We start from the raw sequence: 21,271 nt of genomic DNA, 5'->3' as shown, positions 1-21,271 counted from the left end.
GCGATATTTGGACCATCGCCGGGGGATTTGCAAGGGGCGATTAAAGCGAAAATTCAACCTTCTGCAGTTCCGCTACAAACACCGCTAAACCTCATCCCCATCACCGCCTGCCATATCAGCCTCGGTCATATCCACGGGTTTGGAAGACGACGATTTCAAAGGCGTTTCTTCTGCCTTGGGCTTTGGACTTTGCGCGGGTCCCTGCCCTTGCAGTGTCTCGGGATTGCGCAACCAGATATCGCGCTGAGCGAACGGAATCTCGATACCTTCTTTAACAAACCGACGGTTGATTTCGTGGTTCATATCGGATTTGACCGACAACACCCAATTCACATCACGCAGAATGGCGCGAATTTCGAAATCCAATGAGTCTGCACCAAATCCCTGAAACACAACGCTGGGCGCAGGATGCGCCAGAACCATGGGATGAGAATTCGCGATCTCTCCCAAAATTTTCTCAACCACGCGGGTATCTGTGCCATAGGCCACACCCACCGGAACGATGACCCGCCCGATAGTATTGCCGCGCGTGTAGTTCGTCACCACGCCGCTGATCAGGTCTGAGTTCGGGACAATCACATCGGTCCGGTCAAAGGTTTCAATCCGGGTGGACCGCACCGAAATGTCGCGCACATAGCCCATCATCCCGTTCACATCGATCCAGTCACCCTTGGAAATCGGACGCTCGACCAACAGGATGATGCCCGAGACGAAGTTCGACACGATGGTCTGCAGACCAAAACCGATACCAACCGACAATGCACCGGCAACAATGGCCAGCGAAGACAGATCAAATCCCGCCAGCATGATGGCCACTAGCGCGGCCAGGAAAATCCCCACGTAACCGGTGCCCGCTGTAATAGCGTTCTGACCGCCCGGATCGATACTGGTCTTGGGCAACAGCGAATTCCGCAGGCCGCTTTGCAGCAGCCGGGTCAGTCCGTAGCCGATGACAAACACAATTACGAAGGTAAAGAAATTGCTGGGCGAGATCGTGACTCCGCCAATATCGAACCCCAGCAGCAGCCGCGACCAGACCTCGAGCAAATCCGTCTGTCGCGCGCCCCAATACAGCGCCAGAACCGGCAAGGTCATGATGGCGATGACAAACCCGGCCAACACCGAAAACAGGGAATCTCGCGCTGCTTCGCCCTGCCCGCTAAGCCAGCCGTAAACCGACGTGATAAAGCGATGGAAGATCGTCAGAGCCGCGAACAGAACCAGCGTTTTCACGGCTGGAAATACGATCCCTTCAGCGGCGTTGGTATATCCGACAGCGGCCAAGATCGGGCTGGCAATTCCCAGCAGAAAAACCGCTTTGCGCAGGAAATCCATTATCTGCGTCAGGCCCGAACTGCGCGGTGTCTCGCCTGATTGATCGTCTTCAGATTCTGGTTTGGCTGTTTGAATACGGCGAATACGCAATAGAACAAGCGCAGTTCCCACCACCACCGGGAAACTGATGACAGCCCTGGTCGCGTCCGAGATGTTTTCGATCTGATCGAACAGCAGCCCGAACTCATACACAATCAGGAAGACCGCCAGAATATCCAGGTATACCCGCAACTGAGTGACGCTTTTGCGGGACAGGCGATTGAAATTTTGCGCCGCCTGCGCGACGTGAACCTGACGACCGATCCAGTCGTAATAGAAGATCAAAGCCGCCCAATACGGGACGTTCTGGATCAATAGTGTTCCACGTAGGCCCGGCAAACCTGTCATGATGATCGCCTGAACCAGCAGCCAGACGCCCAGCCACGGCAGAAGAATCCGCAGCAGTGACACTAGAAACGTCCAGACCCCACTGCCCCGACCGCCCAGTTGTCGTAGATACTCGCCTGCCGCTTCGGACCAGTAGCGCCCGTAATACAGCAAAACCCCCGCAGCAACGGTCAGGAAGAAAATGCCCAACCCACGCTCTTTCAAATGGTTCTGCACGATGTTGGATTTCAGGTTCAGCGCAGATTCGTTGATCAGGCCACGTACGGCCTCGACAATATCGACCCAGGCTGGGCCCCAGTAGACGGGGTTGAGCGGGGATACACCGCGTTCAAGCAGCTCTTTTGTCTGTCGCTCACGCAACAGGCTGTCAATCTCGCTGATCAGCCCGTTGGCGCGACTGAACGCCTCTTCCGAGATGATTTGCGGCACCCGCAGGCTGGTCAGCTGGCTTTCCAGATGCTCGCGAAGTCTGGCAATCTCTTCGGGTTCGGTCGCATCCCCCTCGGGGGCTGGTCCCAATGCCTTGATCTGCGCGTCCAACGTCTGAATACGATCAGTATTGGCGCCGCGTGCTTTGTTGAAATCCTCACGATAGTTGTGGATTTCAGCCCGCAGGTTCTCCAGCGCCGCGTTCGACGTGCGATTGGATTCAATGTCGGCCTCGGCGCGGTCCGCCGTCTCAAGCCAGTTCTGGTAATATTCGCTTTGCCGATCAGTCAACTGGGCGGCAACAGGGCCGCCCAGCATGGCAAAACAAACCAGAAGGAACGCTAGAAACAGGCGAACCTGCCGCAGCATCATACGTCCTCGAATACGCCGGGAATGCTGCGCGGAGCTTCGGTCATCCAATCCGGCACCGGCAGTTCCTTTTCACGCAGGAATTCAGGGTTGAACAGCTTGGACTGATAACGTGTGCCATAGTCACACAGGATCGTCACGATGGTGTGACCCGGTCCAAGATCCTTAGCCAGACGCACCGCACCCGCCATGTTGATCGCGGTCGACCCACCCATAACCAGACCTTCTTCGCGCAGCAGATCAAAGATGTAAGGCAGCGCCTCATTGTCGGTCATCTGGTACGAGAAGTCGGGCTTGAATCCTTCGAGGTTCTTGGTGATTCGCACCTGTCCGATACCTTCGGCGATCGAGCTGCCCTCCGTCGCGATCTCACCGGTGGTGTAGTACGAGTACAGCCCTGCCCCCATTGGATCGACCAGAGCGATCTTAACGCCCTTGGGCTGCAACGCATCAGCCACGCCAGCCAGCGTGCCACCCGATCCTACAGCGCTGACAAAGCCATCGACCTTGCCGCCGGTCTGCTCCCAAATCTCGGGGCCAGTGGTTTCCACGTGGGCCTGACGGTTGGCAACGTTGTCGAACTGGTTGGCCCAAATGGCGCCGTTAGGCTCGGTCTGCGCCAGTTCTTCGGCCAGACGGCGCGAATAATGCACAAAGTTGTTGGGGTTGCGGTATGGGGCGGCCGGAACTTGCACCAGTTGTGCGCCCGCCAGGCGCAGCATGTCTTTCTTTTCTTCGGATTGGGTTTCCGGGATCACGATCACCGTCTTGAAACCCATCGACGCGCCTACCAGAGCAAGGCCAATGCCGGTATTACCCGCCGTTCCTTCGACAATAGTACCGCCCGGTTTCAGCTCGCCGCGAGCGATGGCGTCACGAATGATATAAAGCGCCGCGCGATCCTTGACCGATTGACCCGGGTTCATGAACTCGGCCTTCCCGAGAATCTCGCACCCGGTCTCTTCACTGATGCGCTTCAACCGGATCAGCGGTGTTTTCCCGACTGCGTCGGCAAGGTCTCGTGCAATGCGCATGGCGCCCTCATTTCATTACGTATCTTCGAAGATTTACAGATGCCGCGCGACAACCACAAGCGGCGATAGTTAACCACGCAAACGGTCGCGATGTCGGGCTAGCCAATTGGCCATCAACATCAAGGGCAAATCTTTGAATTCGTCGTTGTCCACCTTCTGTATGAAACTTTCGTAAGGCAGGATTTGTGTGCGAATATCTTCACCTTCCGTGGCAACGCCGCCATTTTCGATGGTCCTGGTCAGATCACCCAAACCGACATAGAGGTAAACATACTCAGTCGATGACCCGCTTGAGGAATATGCCCCGCCCGCGTCTTCCAATGCGTTCAAGGTCACATGCGCCTCTTCCTGCACTTCGCGATATGCGGCCTGTTCTGGCGTCTCACCCGGATCGATCATGCCTGCAACCGGCTCCCACATCCACGGCTCGGGGTCGTCGATCAGAAACACCGGCGCGCGGAATTGTTCGACCAACAGAACTGTGTCGCGCACCGGATCATACGGTAGAACAACAACTGCGGCCCCTTGCATCAATCCGCTTCGGTGCAAGACCGGACCCATTGTCCCGTTATGCTGGCGGTGCTGCAGATCCAGCTCTTCCACACCGAAATAGTTGACATAGGCCCGTCGATGGCTTTGCACGATCACATCTTTTGCAGTGTCGCGCGGATCACCGGTTCGACGTTTTCGCGCGGCCAATTTGGCCCAAGCCCTAGTGCGGATCGGTGCAAAGTTCTGGGAAATCGTTGTTGCGTCGACTTTGCCGTAGTAAGCCAGTTCCTCCTGTGCAGCCACCAGAGTGACTTCGGACCATTTATCGACCCACCCTTGCAACGACCACGGCCCGTCAGGTGTCCACAGTCCGGGTTCAGGAAAGAACACGCTGGCCTTGGCCTGGCTTCCGTCTACGGCTTTCACGTTATGTGGACTGAGATCGTAGTCGAACCCACCCTCGTAAAAAGACAGCCGATTCAAGTCTTCAGGGCTGAACCCTTGCACCAGCAGCCCTTCGGCCTGACTACCCTTTTCTGCAACAATCATCGGGAAAGCCTGCCCTGCCACGCCATAAACCGCATAATCAGGTAAACTGGCCTGGGACACCTTCACATGCGACAACGTGTGGCCAAGCACACATTCCAGCAACGGCAAATGCCTGAGCGTGCCGTAAAAGAACAAATCGGACACTAGAGTAAAACTCTTCTTTTTTTCGGTGGGTTACCGCCAGCGACGGCTGGCCTCTTCGGTTGCAAGACCTGCGATAAGAGCTCCTATCGCCAAAGTCCACAGGATTTCCGGTGTGATCAGCAGTCTGCCGTATTCCACACCGATCTGGAAAATCGCAATAAGCGCTTCGAACGGTCCGTCATAACGATGACGCATAGCCAGTCGGAACATCTCATAGCAGCCCTGCACAAACAGGGCCCAGAATACCAACGACACAATCCCGGCGATTCCGTTATTGACCGACGCAGTCCAGCCGCGACCAACGCGCTTGCCCATCACCTTCCAGCCACAGACCACCGCAATGATCATGTTGACATAGGTAAACCAACCGTAATCCTTGCCCTCTTCGCCATTGCTGATGATCATGCTCGACACGATAAAGGCCACCGCCAATAGGCAAATAGAAGCGACAAGACGCGGAGCAGTGGGCATTCGAAGTTCCCTGTATCAACTGGGTTTTGCTATAGTGATCTGTGTCACATCGCAGTTGCCAGTGTCAAAGGCCGCGCCGCAAGCAGTCAAATAATAGTTCCACATGCGGCGGAAACGCTCGTCAAATCCCATTTCTGAAATTTCATCCCATTTGTCGTTGAATGTCTCATACCAACGACGCAATGTCAGGTCGTAGCTTTTACCGAATTCCCGGGATTTCACCACGTTCAATCCTGCCTCTGTCACCTGTTGTTTCAGGACAGACGGAGCGGGGAGCATCCCGCCAGGAAAAATATATTTCTGAATGAAATCAACGCCGTTCTTGTAAATCTCCCAGCGGTGATCGGCGACGGTGATAATTTGCAAGGTGGCTTGCGCTCCTGGTTTCAGCCGATCACGCACCGTTTCGAAATAGACCGGCCAGTATTTCTGCCCGACGGCCTCGAACATCTCGATCGAGGCGATGCCGTCATACTGGCCGCGCTCATCACGATAATCCTGCAACTTGAACTCGACAAGATCAGAAAGTCCTGCCTTTTCAATTCTTTGCTTAGCAAACTTCAACTGTTCCTGGCTGATCGTCAGACCTGTGACCCGTAGGCCACGCTCTTTTGCGGCATATTCGGCAAAACCGCCCCACCCGCAACCGATCTCAAGAATGTGGTCTCCGGGCTTTGCACCCATCTCATCGACCAGGCTGGCATACTTCGCGGTTTGCGCCTTTTCCAGACTTTCTTGCCCTGTTTCAAACAGCGCGCTGGAATAGGTCATCGTTTCATCCAGCCACAGGCTGTAGAAATCATTCCCCAAGTCGTAGTGGTACGAAATGTTCTTCTTGGCCTGCCGGCGGTTGTTGCTGTGCAACCAAAAGCGCAGGCGCTCATAAGCTTTAACCAGTATTTTGCCGGTGAAATCGTCATATACCGTCTCAGTACCTAAATGCACCAGGTCCATGAACGAGCGCAGGTCGGGCGTACTCCAACCACCTTCCAGATAGGAATCCGAAAAGCCCAGTTCGCCCTCTCGGATCAGGCGCGCAAAGACGTCGGGGTCGTGAATGTCCACCCGCGCCACCGGCCCCGGCTTAGGACCTTCGGATCGGAACACCCGTCCGTCAGGCAAGGCGATATCCATTCGCCCCGAGCCCATTCGGTTCAGCATCTTGAAGACTTGAGTAAAGTATCTGGGCAGGTCTTTTTGCCCTTCAGTTGTCGTCAGGATCATCCGCTCTCCCCTGTGCGGCCGCAGTTAAAAGCTAGGCCGAGTTTGTGTTTCTGGCAAGTTTTCAATTCCTTACCCGGTTTTTCGACCTTCGTAAGCCGCTAGAGCACGCGCCCGGCCAACGGCCAGATCGACCACTGGCGAAGGGTAAATTCCCTCCGGATCAAGCGCCCACGAACGCGGCACAGCCGCGAAATAAGCCAACGCCGTAGCCGAGGGCTTGGCCTGCCCTTCGGCTATCCACTGCTTTAGATAAACACCAGCAGGATCAAATTTTTCTTGCTGTGTCAGTGGGTTAAATACCCGAAAGAACGGTGATGCATCTGGACCCGAGCCTGCAACCCACTGCCATCCCATCGCGTTCGCCGCTGGATCCCAATCAATCAGACAGTCAGCAAACCAATCCATACCGATTTTCCAGTGCGTCATCAGATGCTTGGTCAAATAGCTGGCGACGATCATGCGGGCACGATTATGCATCCTGCCTGTCACGTACATTTGACGCAGCCCTGCATCGACGACCGGGATGCCGGTTCTGGCCTGTCGCCATGCGAGGAAGGCGGGATGATCGGCATTTGTGTTCCACGGAAACGTATCCCATTCGGGCTTCCAGTTTCCGCTGAGCAAATGCGGCGTGTGGTACATCAGATGATAGGCAAACTCGCGCCAAACCAATTGACGCAGGTAGGCGTCTGTTCCTTGCGTTCCATTCATCACAGCCTGCTGCACCGCATGCCAAACGCAGCGAGGACCGATCTCCCCAAGCGCCAGATATTCGGACAGGTCCGAGGTGCCCTCGGCATCCAAACGGTCCCGATCGCGCGAATAGTCCGAGATTCGATCCAGAAACCTATGCAACGCTTCAAAAGCCGCGCTCTCACCGGGCCGGACGAAAGGCGCGACCACTTCCGCGCCCCGCTTCATCGCTGCACCCAGGTTCCAAGAGGCCAGGTTTTCCGAGTCCGGCCAACTTAAAGGTGTCTTAAGCGTCGGCACGGCCTCGGGCGAGGCAACGTCTCGGCTCTGAACGGACCGCCACATTGGCGTGAACACACGGAACGGTTGGCCTGTCTTGGTCGCCACGGTCCAGGGTTCAAATAGTAAGTGCCCCGCGAAAGACTTTGCCTCTACACCCTGCTCTGCCAACGCAGACTTGATGCGAGTGTCGCGGGCTATGGAGTCCGGATCGTAGGCTCGCGACCAGTAAACGCCAGTGGCTCCGGTATCTGCGATCAGGTTCTGCAAAACGGTCAGCGCGCCCCCACGCCGAAGGATCAACCGGCTACCGGCCTGCGTCAGAGACCGCGCAAAAGCATCAAGCCCTAGCCCAAGCCTCCATTTCGGCGCCGCCCCGAGCGACTGAGCCAAATCGTCCAGAATGAAAACCGGCAGGATTGGACGGCCCGTTTGGGCCGCCGCGCTTAGTGCAGGATGGTCCGACAGGCGCAAATCCCGCCTGAACCACATGATGATCGGTGATTGGGTGTTTTCCATGACCGCCCGGCTGTTTTCTCAGCATTACGAAGCCGAACGAAACCCGGATCACAAAACGGCGTCAAGTGCGCCCAATAACTGATCAATTTCCTGTTGCGAGGTATAGTGCGTAAAGCTGACCCGCAGCACGCCTTGCTCTAGATCCACACCCATCGCCTGCAACGGGCGAACGGCATAAAAGTCGCCACCGCCTGCCATGATCCCGTGTTCCACCAGATCGGCGGCCACGGCTTCGGCGTTCCCGTTCAAAGACAGCGCCACCGTCGGTGCGCGGCGTGCGGCATCAGAGGTGCCGATCAAGCGGACGGCATTGCGATCCTTGACCGCATCCAGCACCGGCTGCAGCAGAGCAACCTCTTGCTCGCGCATCAGGTTATGCACGAAGGCCCCACGCTCGGTTGCGTTTCCTTGAGGACCATTATGATGCTCGCTCAGCAGATCAACGTAATCCGCCATACCAGCACTGGCCGCGATCTGCGCATGATCCGGGCCTGCCGGGGTGAAACGCTTGTAAAGCGAGTCGCCGTTAAAAAAGTGCGCCTGGTTTGGCAGCAATTCCCCAAGCGCCCGCCGGATCACCATGCATCCCTGATGTGGACCATACGTTTTATAGGCCGAAAACAGGTAGATATCCGGACCCAGATTGCCGACATTCGGAAATCCGTGTGGTGCGTATGAGACGCCATCCACGCAGACAAACGCCCCTGCCGCGTGGGCAATAGCAGTGATTTCGGTGACAGGGTTGATCTCTCCGATCACGTTCGAGCAATGCGGGAAACAGACCAGGCGCACCTTTTCGTCCAGTAGGTTCTCAAGGTCCTGCGGATTCAGTGAGCCGGTTTCCGGATCGATCTGCCATTCGCGAATTTCGAACCCTTCCTCGGCCAGACGCCGCCACGGACCGGAATTTGCCTCGTGATCCTGATTGGTGACAACGATGGCATCGCCCGGCTGCATCCATTGGCGAAATGCCTGCGCCAGAACATATGTGTTCTGCGTGGTTGAAGGGCCAAAACTCAGCTCATCGAAGTTCACACCCAGAATCGCCGCCATGCGCGCGCGGGCTTCGTCCATCTCGTCGCCGGCCAGACGGCTGGCGTCATAGGGGCCGTAGGGCTGCACTTTGCGCTGCGTATAGTAGCGCGTCAGCCGGTCCAACACTGGCTTGCAAGTATATGACCCGCCAGCGTTTTCAAAAAACGCCTGCCCTTGCAGGCTGGGCTCGGAAAAGGCCGGGAATTGCGCCCGAACGAAATCGATATCAAGAGTGCCCATGGCACGTCGCTCCTTGCTCATGCTGCTTGTTCCGATAACGTGCCCGCGCATGATTTCGGACAACTCGGAAATCACGGCAGGTCTTCCAGCCCAACCACAGCCCCGATCATGCTGACGGAAGCACGGGCAGTCTTTCGCGACAAAAATTAGCAATCGAAAGACGCGGATACTTAGACAGCAGCAGCAGCACCGGTCAACCCGGCATGAAACAAAAAAGCCCCGGCGCTTGACCGGGGCTTTCGGGGACAGTGATCAAATCACTTGCGACGTTTTTCGTTCGCTAGACCGATAAAGATCGACACGCACATAAGCACCAGAACAATCGCAAAAGGAAAGCCCGTTGCAATCGCAGCAGCCTGGAGCGCCCCGAGGCCACCACCCAGCAACAAAACGATGGCAATGGCACCTTCCAGAATGCACCAGAACACACGCTGCGCCGTCGGAGCATCGGTTTTGCCGCCAGCCGTAATCGTATCAATCACCAACGAGCCGGAGTCTGAACTGGTGACGAAGAACACGATCACCAACACGATACCGACGAAGGACAGCAATCCTGTCATCGGGAAGGCTTCGAACATTTTGAACATCTTAAGTTCAAGTGCGGCATCCGACAGGGCCTGCCCCGAACCTGACAAGACCTGATCCAGCGCTGCTCCGCCAAAAACGCTCATCCACAAAGCACCAACGACGGTTGGGATCAGGATCACGCAGGTCACAAATTCGCGCACGGTCCGGCCGCGTGAAATACGGGCGATAAACATGCCGACAAAAGGTGACCAAGAGATCCACCACGCCCAATAGAAGGTGGTCCAGCCCTGCATAAAGTTAGTGTCTTCGCGACCGACCCAGTTCGACAATGCAGGCAATGCAACGACGTATTCTATCAGGCTGTCGAAGAAGCCGGTCAGGATCGCAACGGTGGGACCGAGGACCAGCACCAGCAGCAGCAGGGCCGCAGCAAGGATCATGTTCGCTTCGGACAGCCGCTTGACGCCCTTATCCAACCCAGCAACGACCGAGACCAGAGCGAACGCCGTGATCAGGCCGATCAACAACACTTTCATCCCGTCCGTAATCGGAACATCGAACAGATAATTCAAACCAGCCAGCGCTTGCGTTGCACCCAGGCCCAGCGATGTCGCCAGACCGAAGATCGTGGCGAACACAGCCAGAACGTCAATGATATGCCCCAACGGGCCCCATGTCGCCTCGCCAAACAGTGGGTAGAACACCGAGCGCATGGTCAGTGGCAGACCGCGGTTGAAGCTGAAAAACGCCAGCGCCAGCGCCACCACCGCATAGACGGCCCAAGGATGCATTCCCCAGTGGAAAATAGTGGCCGCCATCGCCAGTTTCTTCGAGGCTTCGGGATCTTCCAAACCGGCGCCCAACGGGGCCCAGTCGGTGCGAAGGCCATCCTCACCTGCAGCAACACCACCCAGCGAAGATCCGTAATGCGAAATCGGCTCGGCCACGCCCCAGAACACCAGACCGATGCCCATGCCAGCTGCAAACAGCATCGAAAACCAACCAGCATAGCTGTAATCTGGCTTGGCATCATCCCCGCCCAGACGGATCGAGCCATAGGGTGTGACGATCAGCAACAGCGAAAACACAACAAAGATGTTCGCCGCAATCATAAACACCCAGTCGAAGTTGTTGGTCAAAGCCGGTCGAAGCCAACCAAAGAATTCACTCGCTTGCTCACGGAACACCAGCGAGAAAAACACGAATGCAATTATGGTAAGCCCCGAAACGGCAAAGACCGGATTGTGGACGTCCAGACCCATGATCTGAACGTTGTCCTGACCGACTTCATAGTCGGTTTCGTTAGTGTCGGACATTATCTCTTCCTTCCCTTTATCGGTGCGCAGGACATCCAATATCCGGGTTCCGGAAGGCGGGGCTGAGAAGACCACATATTACTTGAAAGCGACAAAACACGCGAAAAATGCGCGCTTGTAGAATGTAGGTCCCATACCCCCCAACAAACGTCGTCTCAAAAGAAAATCAGGCCGGGCAGTTAGCCCGACCTACGCGCAAATAATGCGTTTAATACCTTTAGCCCTGAACTTTGGTGTAGGTCCCCTCGCCCGCCAGAATGCCGCGGAACCCGCCCGGCTCATCCAGTCCGAAAACAATCAGTGGCAGGTTATTGTCGCGAGCCAGTGCAATGGCCGATGCATCCATAACGCGCAACCGCTTGGCCAGCACGTCATCATAGGTGACCGTGTCGTACCGCACGGCGTCCGCATGCTCCTTAGGGTCTTTGTCGTAAACGCCATCCACACCGTTCTTGCCCATAAAGATCGCCTCGCACGCCATTTCATTGGCACGCAGGGTCGCGGCGGTATCGGTGGTGAAATACGGGTTGCCCGTTCCGGCGGCAAAAATACAGACCCGCTTTTTTTCAAGGTGGCGCACGGCCCGGCGGCGGATATAGGGCTCGCAAACCTCATCCATCCGAATGGCCGAGATAACCCGAGTGAACACACCGATTTCTTCCAGCGCCGATTGCATCCCCAGCGCGTTCATTACCGTGGCCAGCATGCCCATGTAATCGGCCGTTGTCCGCTCCATGCCCTGTGCAGATCCGCTGAGGCCGCGGAAAATGTTGCCACCGCCGATGACCATGCAAATCTCGACGCCCAGGTCGTGCACCGATTTGACCTCTTGCGCGATGCGCTGAACGGTCGGCGGATGCAGGCCGAATCCCTGATCGCCCATCAGCGCCTCGCCCGAGATTTTCAGCATTACGCGATTGTACTTTGTCTTCGCGGTTTCAGTGGCTTCGAGGGTCGGGGAAAGGCTCATGTTGCGCTCCGGGCTGGCACAGGTTTATTTTCCGGCGCAAAATGAAGCAAAACCTCCGCAGGTTCAATGCGGTTGGTGAGGATTGAGGCAGCCTGGATGGCAAATATCGACAGTTCGCAGATTTGGAACCGCCTGCCTCCAATCCCTGATGACAAGCCGGTACTGATTGCGGGACCGACAGCCTCGGGCAAGTCGGCCCTTGCTTTGCAGATTGCCGAAACCTTCGGCGGAGTGATTGTCAATGCGGATGCCAGTCAGGTCTATGAGTGCTGGCGTGTGATCTCCGCCCGCCCTTCGGTCGAAGAAGAAGCATGCGCGCAGCACCTGCTGTACGGCCACATCGCTTATGATCAAGAGTATTCGACCGGCCATTGGCTGCGCGAGGTGACGCCCCTGCTGACCGGGGATCAGCGCCCGATCATTGTCGGCGGCACCGGCCTGTACTTCTCGGCCCTGACCGAAGGCATGGCAGACATTCCCGCAACGCCGCCCGAGATTCGCACCGAAGCGGATCAGTTGGACCTGCCCACTTTGATCGCTGGCGTAGATGCGCGAACGCTGGACCGGATCGACACACAGAACCGCGCCCGCGTTCAGCGCGCGTGGGAAGTACAACAAGCCACTGGGCGCAGCCTGAGCGATTGGCAGGCTGAAACGCCGCCGCCGATTTTAAATCTGGACGACACTGTGCCAATCGTCTTTGACGTAGATAAACAATGGCTTCTTGATCGCATCACCCGACGGTTCGACCTGATGCTGGACACTGGCGCGCTGGAAGAGGTCTCGGCTATGCGTGATCTCTATGATCCGGCCTTGCCCGCCTTCAAGGCCATCGGTGTGCCTGAGTTGATGGCCCATCTCGACGGCCACCTGACACTGGATGCCGCAAGAGAGCGCGCGACGATTGCAACCCGCCAATTCGCCAAACGCCAACGCACGTGGTTCCGCGCGCGGATGAAGAAATGGAATCAGATAGATTTCTCAAAATGATACATTGCGTTGCTTAGACCAATTTGCTGGCAATCCCTTATTGCGATTCCCAATCCTATCAATTTTCCGGTTCACGACAGTATACATTGCTTGAATCAAGGCACACTGAGGCCCGCGCAGCGGCAAACACCCCCGGTGATGTCGTTTTTGTTCCATCTAAGTCGATTTCGAACGTTGACCTGATTAAAATATTAGGGCGGAATGGCCCCATGGGGATGATGAATATCCAACGAGAATTTCGAGAACCTGCCGTCCGGCACAGTCCGGCCTGAGCGGTTCCAGCCTTCTTCAATAAAAAGAACATGTCACAGGGAGAGACATCAATGAACAAGCAAACCTTTACCGGAGCCCCGATTCACTGGGCGGCAGAGATGCATGCTCAGGAATATCGGGACGGCAAATTAAGTCGGCGCGAATTTTTGACCCGTGCCACAGGTCTTGGCGTCACCGCTGTCGGTGCTTACGGGATGATTGGGTTGGCGGCCCCTGCCCGCGCTGCAGGCGAAGACGTCAGACAGGAAGGCGGCACCCTGCGCGTTCAGATGAGCGTTCGTGCACTGAAAGATCCGCGCACCTACGACTGGTCGGAAATGGGCAATCAAACCCGTGGCACGCTGGAATACCTGGTCGAGTACAACTCGGACGGTACTTTCCGTGGAATGCTGCTGGAAGGTTGGGAAATCAACGAAGACGCCACTGTTTACACCCTGAATGTACGTCCAGGTGTGAAGTGGACAAACGGAGACGATTTCACTGCAGATGACGTCGCACGAAATATTGCACGCTGGTGCGACAAAAGCTCGGAAACCAACTCGATGGCAGGTCGCTTCGCGACACTGATTGATGCGGATTCAGGTCAGGCCATCGAGGGCGCAATCGAAGTTGTCGATCCGACAACCGTGAAACTGAACCTTCCCAGCTCGGATATCTCTTTGATTGCTGGCATGTCCGATTATCCGGCGGCCGTCGTCCACAGTTCGTTCAACGAAAACGACCTACTGAACAACGTCGGAACCGGCCCCTACGTGATCGAAGAACTGGAAGTCGGAGTCAAATGCTCGCTGGTACGCGCACCGGACCACACTTGGTGGGGCGATGAAGTCTTTGGCCCTGCGACGTTGGATCGAATCGAATATACTGACTATGGCACCGATCCGTCGGCGTGGTTGGCGGCCCTCGAATCTGACGAAGTCGACATGCTGCATGAATCCGTGGGTGAATTCATCGACGTGATGGATGGTCTTGGCTATGAAAAATCCGAAGTGATCACCATGGCAACCATCGTGATCCGCCCCAACCAATTAGCCGAAGTTGACGGCAATCAGGTCTATGCTGACAAACGCGTGCGCCAGGCTCTGCAAATGGCCGTGGACAATGAAGTTCTGCTCGAGCTTGGCTATGGCGGCCGCGGCGCGCCAGCTGAAAACCACCATGTTGGCCCGATCCACCCAGACTATGCGGAACTGCCCAAACAGAAGGCCGATCCTGCCGCAGCGATGAAGCTCATGGAAGAAGCCGGCATGGCGGACTTCGAGCACGAACTGCTGTCAATTGACGATGACTGGCGCCGAAACACGACCGACGCTGTTGCCGCTCAGCTGCGGGATGCGGGCTTCAATGTCAAACGCACGGTTCTGCCTGGAAACACGTTCTGGAATGACTGGGTGAAATATCCCTATAGCTCGACGAACTGGAACCACCGTCCGCTAGGCGTGCAAATCTGGGCACTGGCGTATAAATCTGGAGAAGCCTGGAACGAATTCGGTTGGGCCAACCCCGACTTCGACGCCATTCTGACCGAAGCGCTGGCAATCGCCGACGCCGACAAACGGCGCGAAGTGGTCGCCAAAGGCGAGGCGCTGATCCAGGAAGAAGGCGTTACCATCCAACCCTACTGGCGCGCGCTGTACCGCCATATGAAAGATGGTCTGGTCGGAACCGATATGCATATCTCGTTCGAACATCACCACTACAAGTGGGGCTGGGCAGCCTAAAATCTGCCAGATAGTAAACGGGGGCGCCTAATCAGGGCGCCCCTTTCCAGCCGCAGACAGGCCGACAAAGGGTCGGATGTCCGAGGCCAGAAAATGGTCCAATGATCTGCGGAACACCCGAAAAACAGGGGCCATCATGGGACTATTCATCCTCCGACGGTTTGGCGTCATGCTGTTGACAGCATTGTGCCTGACGTTCGTGGTCTTCTTTCTGACCAACCTATATCCAAACCTGGAAAAGCTGGCCAAAACCCAAGGCAATCAGCGGATGTCCGACGAACAGGTCGAGGCCTGGCTGGGCAATCGCGGCTACTTGCAACCCACGCTGGTCAAATATGGCCAATGGCTGGGCGTGGCACCGGGTTTTTCCAAAACTCTGGATGACGGCACTTTTGTGGGCACGTGTACCCGACCCGGATTGACCGAGGAAACCACCCCACGGTTTTGCGGCATCCTTCAAGGGGATTGGGGTTATTCCACCGTCTTCAAGGATGAGGTCGGCACCATTGTCGCCAAGCGTCTTGGAAATACTGGTTATCTGATGATGTGGGTTCTGATCCTGATGGTTCCGTCGGCCCTAATCGTCGGGGTTCTGGCGGGGATGCGCGAAGGGTCGGCATTGGACCGGTCTCTGTCCACGTTCTCGATCATCACGACTGCGACACCGGAATACGTGTCGGGCGTGATCTTCATCGCGATCTTCACCTCGTCCACCGTGGGCCTGAAGTGGTTCAAAGGCACCGCAACGCAGGCGATGGACAACCCGACATTCGAGAATTTCTTCCTACCGGTGCTGACCATCGCACTATATGGCATGGGCTATATCGCCCGCATGACCCGCGCTTCGATGACCGAAGTAATGACGGCGCAATACATCCGCACCGCGCGGCTGAAAGGCGTGTCCTTCCCGAACATCGTCATGAAACACGCACTGCGCAATGCGCTGATCGCGCCCTTCACTGTCATCATGCTGCAGTTCCCGTGGCTACTGAACGGCGTGGTGATCGTTGAGACTCTGTTCAACTACAAGGGCTTCGGCTGGGCGCTGGTTCAGGCTGCGGGCAACAACGACATCCAGCTGCTGCTGGCGATTTCGGTCGTGTCGGTCTTTGTGGTGCTGGTGACGCAGCTGATCTCGGATATCGGCTATGTCTACCTCAATCCACGCATTCGCATTTCTTAAGGAGGGTTAGATCATGGAACCACTTACCTGGACCGGCTCTATCGCCTTCCTGAACCCACTGCTGATGATCGCAATCGCAGCCCTTATCGTCTCCATCGTGATCTGGATTGTCGGCAGCATCCTGTTGCCCGAAGCACCGATGGCTGTGAATCTGGATGGTACGCTCAGCTCCGGCTCGGGCATGCGCGGAATGACTCAAAAGGCGCTGCGCTACAGCTTTGCCGCCTGCGTCGCGCTTGCCGTGGCTTATATCGTGCTGGGCATCGTCATGGGCACTGGCGCGGGGATAATCGGTGCGATCTCGCAGCAGTTTCTGCCTGTCTGGCTGTCACTGATAATCCTCTACGCCATGTCGATCGCCTTTAAACGGCGGCTCGGACTATATGGCAAACTGTTCGACAGCCCCATCGGCATGATCGGCTTTGGCCTTGTGATGTTCTGGGTGTTTACCGGTGTCTTTGGCGCGCTGGATCTGATCGTCACTCATGATCCTCTGTCTCAGGTATCGGGAATGAAAAACAAAGTGCCCGGAACACCTCTGCCCAGCCCGGAAGAAGGGGAATACACTTGGTATCTTCTGGGGGGTGACAACCTTGCACGTGACGTCTTCAGCCGCATGGTCAAAGGTGCCTGGATCGTGGTGCAGATTGCGCCGCTGGCAACGTTGTTTGCCTTTATGGTCGGGATCACTCTGGGCCTGCCCGCCGGTTACTATGGCGGTCGGTTGGACACATTCCTGTCCTTCCTGGCCAATCTGATCCTGGCCTTTCCGGTGATCTTGCTATTTTACCTGCTGGTCACACCTGAGATCGTGGCAACAGGCGTGCCAAACTATATGGCTGCCGTGCTGTTCATATTTCCGATCCTGTTCATCGGTGTTCTTCTGAACTCACGCTACTACACGCGACCGAATTTCCGTACGCCGCTGCTGATCGGGGTTCTGGGCATTGCGATCTGGTTCTATCTGTCTCTGATCTCGACCGGTGGCTACATCATCAATACTGAAAGCTACCGCATCTGGGGATTGCCGACCTATCTGGATCTGTTCGACATTCCGGGCGGCATTCTGGTGGTGTTTGTATCCGTGGTTTTTGTGAACTCACCCACCGTGTTCCGCATCGTCCGTGGTCTGGCTCTGGACATCAAGACGCGAGACTATGTGGCGGCGGCGCAAACCCGTGGAGAAGGTCCATGGTACATCATGCTGTGGGAAATTCTGCCAAACGCACGCGGTCCGCTGATCGTCGATTTCTGCCTGCGGATTGGCTATACCACCATCCTTTTGGGAACCTTGGGTTTCTTTGGATTGGGTCTGCCACCTGAAAGCCCGGACTGGGGTTCGACGATTAACGAGGGCCGCAAGCTGCTGTCGATCTATCTACACCCAGCCCTACCGCCTGCCTTGGCCCTGTTGTCGCTGGTTCTTGGGCTGAACCTGCTAGCTGATGGGCTTCGCGAGGAAAGTCTGAAGGACTGATGTGATCAAAGCCGGGGGTCTAGCCCCCGGACCCCCAAGATATTTTTAGCCAGATGAAGGGAATCCCCCGGACTCTCGCGAGGAGATACAATATGAACAAACTGGCAGATTATGACGGGCCAATTCTTGAGATCGACAAGCTGTCGATTTCGTTTTTCACCCGTCTGCGGGAAATTCCAGCCGTTATGGACTTCTCGGTCAGTGTGCAGCCCGGTGAGGCCGTGGGTCTTGTCGGTGAATCAGGCTGCGGAAAATCCACTGTTGCCTTGGGCGTGATGCAAGACCTTGGCAAAAACGGACGGATTGTCGGAGGTACGATCAAGTTCAAAGGGCGAGACCTGTCCGAAATGAGCTCTGACGAGTTGCGCGACATTCGCGGCAATGAAATCGCGATGATCTATCAGGAACCGATGGCTTCGCTGAACCCGGCGATGAAGATCGGCAAGCAGTTGATGGAAGTGCCGATGATCCATGAAGGCGTCAGTGCGGAGGAGGCTCGTGCCCGTGCGCTTGAGGTGGTTACCGATGTACGCCTGCCCGACCCTGAAAGGATGCTGAATTCCTTCCCCCACCAGTTGTCGGGCGGCCAGCAACAGCGGATCGTGATCGCCATGGCACTGATGTCAAAACCGGCGCTGCTGATCCTGGATGAACCAACCACCGCCTTGGATGTGACGGTTGAGGCCGCCGTTGTCGAACTGGTCAAGGATTTGGGTAAGAAGTATGGCACCTCGATGCTGTTCATCTCACACAATCTGGGTCTGGTGCTGGAAACCTGCGACCGACTCTGTGTGATGTATTCAGGTGAGGCGGTCGAACGCGGCTCGATCCACGATGTATTTGACGAGATGCAGCATCCTTACACGCAGGCACTGTTCCGCTCGATCCCCCTGCCCGGTGCCGACAAGAATGCACGCCCGCTGGTAGCTATTCCGGGGAACTTCCCTCTACCGCATGAACGTCCGCCGGGATGCAACTTTGGCCCGCGCTGCGACTATTTCGAAGAAGGCCGCTGTGACGCGCAGAACATCCTGATGGAGCCGGTGCCGGGCAACGACCGCCACCACACGCGCTGCCTGAAATTTCAGGAGATCGACTGGAACGCGCCGATCACCGTGGGTGAACAGAAAGAAAAGGGCGAAATCGGTCGCACCGTTCTGAAGATGGACAACCTAAAGAAATACTACGAGGTGGCTGCGAATGCCCTGTTTGGGGGTGGTGAGACCAAGGTCGTAAAGGCCAATGAAACGCTAAGTTTCGAGGCCCATGAATCCGAGACTCTGGCCATTGTGGGCGAATCCGGTTGCGGCAAGTCCACATTCGCCAAGGTGCTGATGGGGCTGGAAACCGCCACCGATGGTCAGATCCTACTAGACAATCGCAATATCGAAGCCGTCCCGATTGAGGAGCGCGATGCTAAGACCGTGGGCGAGGTTCAGATGGTGTTCCAGAACCCGTTCGATACGCTGAATCCCTCGATGACCGTGGGCCGCCAGATCATCCGTGCTTTGGAAATCTTTGGCGTCGGCAATTCAGAATCCGAACGCAAGCAGCGTATGCTGGAGCTGCTGGATCTGGTGAAGCTGCCTCGCGCCTTTGCAGACCGGATGCCGCGGCAGCTTTCGGGCGGGCAGAAGCAGCGTGTCGGTATCGCCCGTGCCTTTGCAGGGGATGCACGTATTGTGGTGGCGGACGAGCCGGTCTCGGCCTTGGATGTGTCCGTTCAGGCGGCGGTAACCGATCTGCTGATGGAGATTCAGCGCGAGCATAAGACCACGCTGCTGTTTATCAGCCACGACCTGTCTATCGTACGTTATCTCAGCGACCGTGTGATGGTGATGTATCTCGGGCATGTGGTCGAGTTAGGCACCACCGATCAGGTCTTCGCCCCGCCCTATCACCCCTATACCGAAGCATTGCTGAGCGCGGTGCCTATTGCGGATACATCGATCGAAAAGCAGCATATCGTGCTCGAGGGCGATATCCCATCAGCCATGAATCCTCCGCCAGGCTGCCCGTTCCAGACCCGATGCCGCTGGAAATCCGAAGTCCCGGGCGGACTATGCGAAAGCGATGTGCCGCCAGTGAAAACTCTGGCCGATGGTCATCAGGTAAAGTGCCATCTAGCCGAAGACATTCTGGCCCGCATGGAACCAGTCATTAAAATCGCAGCAGAATAGGTCTTAAACTTCCTGCAAAGGGCGTCGGTTATTTTAGCTGGCGCCCTTTGTCATTTCCTAGATGTATTTACCCACGAACATTTGCGGCACGGGGGTCGGAGTGGAGTAAAGTAACAAAAGATTTCGGCTCAGCCGCCCCAAATCACCTTCACATAGTTCTGGGTTTCCTTGTACGGCGGTACGCCGCCATGTTTCTCGACCGCCTGGGGGCCCGCATTATAAGCCGCCAGTGCCAGACGCCAGGATTTGAATTTGCGGTACTGCCAAGACAGATACCGTGCACCGCCTTCAAGATTCTGCTGAGGATCATGCGGATTCACACCCAAAAGCTGTGCGGTACCCGGCATCAGCTGTGCCAGCCCCAAAGCGCCTTTGTGTGATACTGCATGCGGATTCCAACCGCTTTCCTGCTGGACCAGACGCAGAAACAGCTCCTCCGGGACATTGTGCTTGCGTGCCGCCTGTCGCGCCAGAGTCATATACTGACCGCGATATTTCCCGGTGTATCGTTTGTTGAATTTAGGCTGGGCTGTTTTTGGCTTTAACCGTTCAGAATCCCGGTATTGGGTTGCGGCCCGCGAGTCTAAAACTTTGGATTGTTTGAGAAATATGTCCTTCCGGTTTTTGGTCGACAACGTCTGCGCAGTCACCGGAGCCGAGACCAGAGCGACGCATAAACCAACAAAACAACCAACTAGAAAACGCATTCAAGTCAATCTCGCTCAGTCAGGAACCTTTGGGAGTATAGATATCTCAGGTAAGAATGAAAGCATGGTAAACCCGCCTTAAGTAATTTCTTGCCAAGTGTTGCAGGCAGTATCTGTTTTCAACCAAGTCACAGGCCGTGTAGGTTCGCTGTGAAACACTGCGCCAGATTCGGCGCGCATACGTCAATTCAGAACGGGGAAGTACATGGCGGGTTCAGTCAACAAGGTCATTCTGGTCGGAAATCTTGGCCGCGATCCCGAGGTCCGGACATTCCAGAACGGCGGCAAGGTTTGCAATCTGCGCATCGCCACATCAGAAACCTGGAAAGACCGCAACACGGGTGAGCGTCGCGAGCGTACCGAATGGCACTCGGTCGCGATCTTCAATGAGGGACTTGTTCGCGTGGCCGAGCAATATCTGCGTAAAGGGTCCAAAGTTTACCTTGAAGGGCAGCTGCAGACCCGCAAGTGGCAGGATCAGTCCGGTCAGGATCGGTATTCGACCGAGGTGGTTTTGCAGGGCTTTGGCTCTACCCTTGTAATGCTGGATGCGCGCGGTGAAGGCGGCGGCGGTGGCTACGGTGGTGGCCAATCGGGCGGTTATGGCGGCGGTCAGGCCGGTGGCGGGTATGGCGATCCTTATGGCGGTGGCCAATCCAGCGCCCCTGCCCCGGCGTCCGGTGGAATCGACGACGACGAGATTCCGTTCTAAGCAAAACGGAGGCA

16 protein-coding genes are annotated in these 21,271 nt (G+C 56.3%); 6 read left to right on the top strand and 10 right to left on the bottom strand.

From position 1 onward, the window contains the following. Positions 1 to 84: 84 nt before the first annotated feature. The 9 genes from ACR0DT_RS00665 to pyrH all read right to left on the bottom strand — a co-directional run bounded on the left by ACR0DT_RS00665 (position 85) and on the right by pyrH (position 12,014). Positions 85 to 2,520 (bottom strand): DUF3772 domain-containing protein, encoded by a 2,436-nt coding sequence (locus tag ACR0DT_RS00665; RefSeq protein ID WP_480708895.1) that lies wholly within the window; start codon positions 2,518 to 2,520, stop codon positions 85 to 87. Next, positions 2,520 to 3,554 carry a cysteine synthase A gene (locus ACR0DT_RS00660; RefSeq protein ID WP_480708894.1) on the bottom strand — a complete coding sequence of 345 codons (1,035 nt, stop codon included), beginning with the start codon at positions 3,552 to 3,554 and terminating at the stop codon, positions 2,520 to 2,522. Before ACR0DT_RS00660 ends, ACR0DT_RS00665 begins: the two co-directional genes overlap by 1 nt. A gap of 69 nt (positions 3,555 to 3,623) precedes the next feature. Next, on the bottom strand, positions 3,624 to 4,739 hold the full coding sequence (locus ACR0DT_RS00655) for an NUDIX domain-containing protein (RefSeq protein ID WP_480708893.1): 1,116 nt from the start codon (positions 4,737 to 4,739) through the stop codon (positions 3,624 to 3,626). Positions 4,740 to 4,769: 30 nt separating this feature from the next. After that, on the bottom strand, positions 4,770 to 5,210 hold the full coding sequence (locus ACR0DT_RS00650; protein WP_480708892.1) for a TrgA family protein: 441 nt from the start codon (positions 5,208 to 5,210) through the stop codon (positions 4,770 to 4,772). Between the two features lie 15 nt (positions 5,211 to 5,225). Next, positions 5,226 to 6,434, bottom strand: a complete 1,209-nt coding sequence (locus tag ACR0DT_RS00645; protein WP_480708891.1) for a class I SAM-dependent methyltransferase — start codon at positions 6,432 to 6,434, stop codon at positions 5,226 to 5,228. Between the two features lie 69 nt (positions 6,435 to 6,503). Further along, positions 6,504 to 7,925 carry a cryptochrome/photolyase family protein gene (locus ACR0DT_RS00640; RefSeq protein ID WP_480708890.1) on the bottom strand — a complete coding sequence of 474 codons (1,422 nt, stop codon included), beginning with the start codon at positions 7,923 to 7,925 and terminating at the stop codon, positions 6,504 to 6,506. Positions 7,926 to 7,973: 48 nt separating this feature from the next. Further along, the gene (locus tag ACR0DT_RS00635; RefSeq protein WP_480709646.1) at positions 7,974 to 9,200 is read right to left on the bottom strand and encodes an aminotransferase class V-fold PLP-dependent enzyme; all 1,227 of its coding nucleotides are present in this window, start codon (positions 9,198 to 9,200) and stop codon (positions 7,974 to 7,976) included. A 257-nt stretch (positions 9,201 to 9,457) separates the two neighbouring features. Beyond that, positions 9,458 to 11,044, bottom strand: a complete 1,587-nt coding sequence (locus ACR0DT_RS00630) for a BCCT family transporter (RefSeq protein WP_480708889.1) — start codon at positions 11,042 to 11,044, stop codon at positions 9,458 to 9,460. A 217-nt stretch (positions 11,045 to 11,261) separates the two neighbouring features. Then, on the bottom strand, positions 11,262 to 12,014 hold the full coding sequence (gene pyrH, locus ACR0DT_RS00625; RefSeq protein WP_366550950.1) for a UMP kinase: 753 nt from the start codon (positions 12,012 to 12,014) through the stop codon (positions 11,262 to 11,264). 96 nt (positions 12,015 to 12,110) lie between these two features. Between pyrH and miaA the strand changes: the two genes are divergently transcribed. From miaA to ACR0DT_RS00600, 5 genes are all read left to right on the top strand, one after another. After that, the gene (miaA, locus tag ACR0DT_RS00620) at positions 12,111 to 13,004 is read left to right on the top strand and encodes a tRNA (adenosine(37)-N6)-dimethylallyltransferase MiaA (protein WP_480708888.1); all 894 of its coding nucleotides are present in this window, start codon (positions 12,111 to 12,113) and stop codon (positions 13,002 to 13,004) included. Positions 13,005 to 13,327: 323 nt separating this feature from the next. After that, positions 13,328 to 14,998, top strand: a complete 1,671-nt coding sequence (locus tag ACR0DT_RS00615) for an ABC transporter substrate-binding protein (protein ID WP_480708887.1) — start codon at positions 13,328 to 13,330, stop codon at positions 14,996 to 14,998. 136 nt (positions 14,999 to 15,134) lie between these two features. After that, positions 15,135 to 16,181 carry an ABC transporter permease gene (locus ACR0DT_RS00610; protein WP_480708886.1) on the top strand — a complete coding sequence of 349 codons (1,047 nt, stop codon included), beginning with the start codon at positions 15,135 to 15,137 and terminating at the stop codon, positions 16,179 to 16,181. 13 nt (positions 16,182 to 16,194) lie between these two features. Continuing rightward, positions 16,195 to 17,658 carry an ABC transporter permease gene (locus tag ACR0DT_RS00605; protein WP_480708885.1) on the top strand — a complete coding sequence of 488 codons (1,464 nt, stop codon included), beginning with the start codon at positions 16,195 to 16,197 and terminating at the stop codon, positions 17,656 to 17,658. 92 nt (positions 17,659 to 17,750) lie between these two features. Further along, positions 17,751 to 19,838, top strand: a complete 2,088-nt coding sequence (locus ACR0DT_RS00600; protein WP_480708884.1) for a dipeptide ABC transporter ATP-binding protein — start codon at positions 17,751 to 17,753, stop codon at positions 19,836 to 19,838. 128 nt (positions 19,839 to 19,966) lie between these two features. Here ACR0DT_RS00600 and ACR0DT_RS00595 read toward each other — a convergent pair whose 3' ends face one another. After that, positions 19,967 to 20,545 carry a lytic transglycosylase domain-containing protein gene (locus ACR0DT_RS00595; RefSeq protein WP_480708883.1) on the bottom strand — a complete coding sequence of 193 codons (579 nt, stop codon included), beginning with the start codon at positions 20,543 to 20,545 and terminating at the stop codon, positions 19,967 to 19,969. A 205-nt stretch (positions 20,546 to 20,750) separates the two neighbouring features. Between ACR0DT_RS00595 and ssb the strand changes: the two genes are divergently transcribed. Next, positions 20,751 to 21,257 (top strand): single-stranded DNA-binding protein, encoded by a 507-nt coding sequence (gene ssb / locus ACR0DT_RS00590; RefSeq protein WP_480708882.1) that lies wholly within the window; start codon positions 20,751 to 20,753, stop codon positions 21,255 to 21,257. The last annotated feature ends 14 nt before the right edge of the window (positions 21,258 to 21,271 follow it).

Source organism: Ruegeria sp. BI11 (assembly GCF_056538005.1).
The sequence above is the reverse complement of the archived record's forward strand: the minus strand, read 5'-3'. Positions and strand labels throughout refer to the sequence as shown.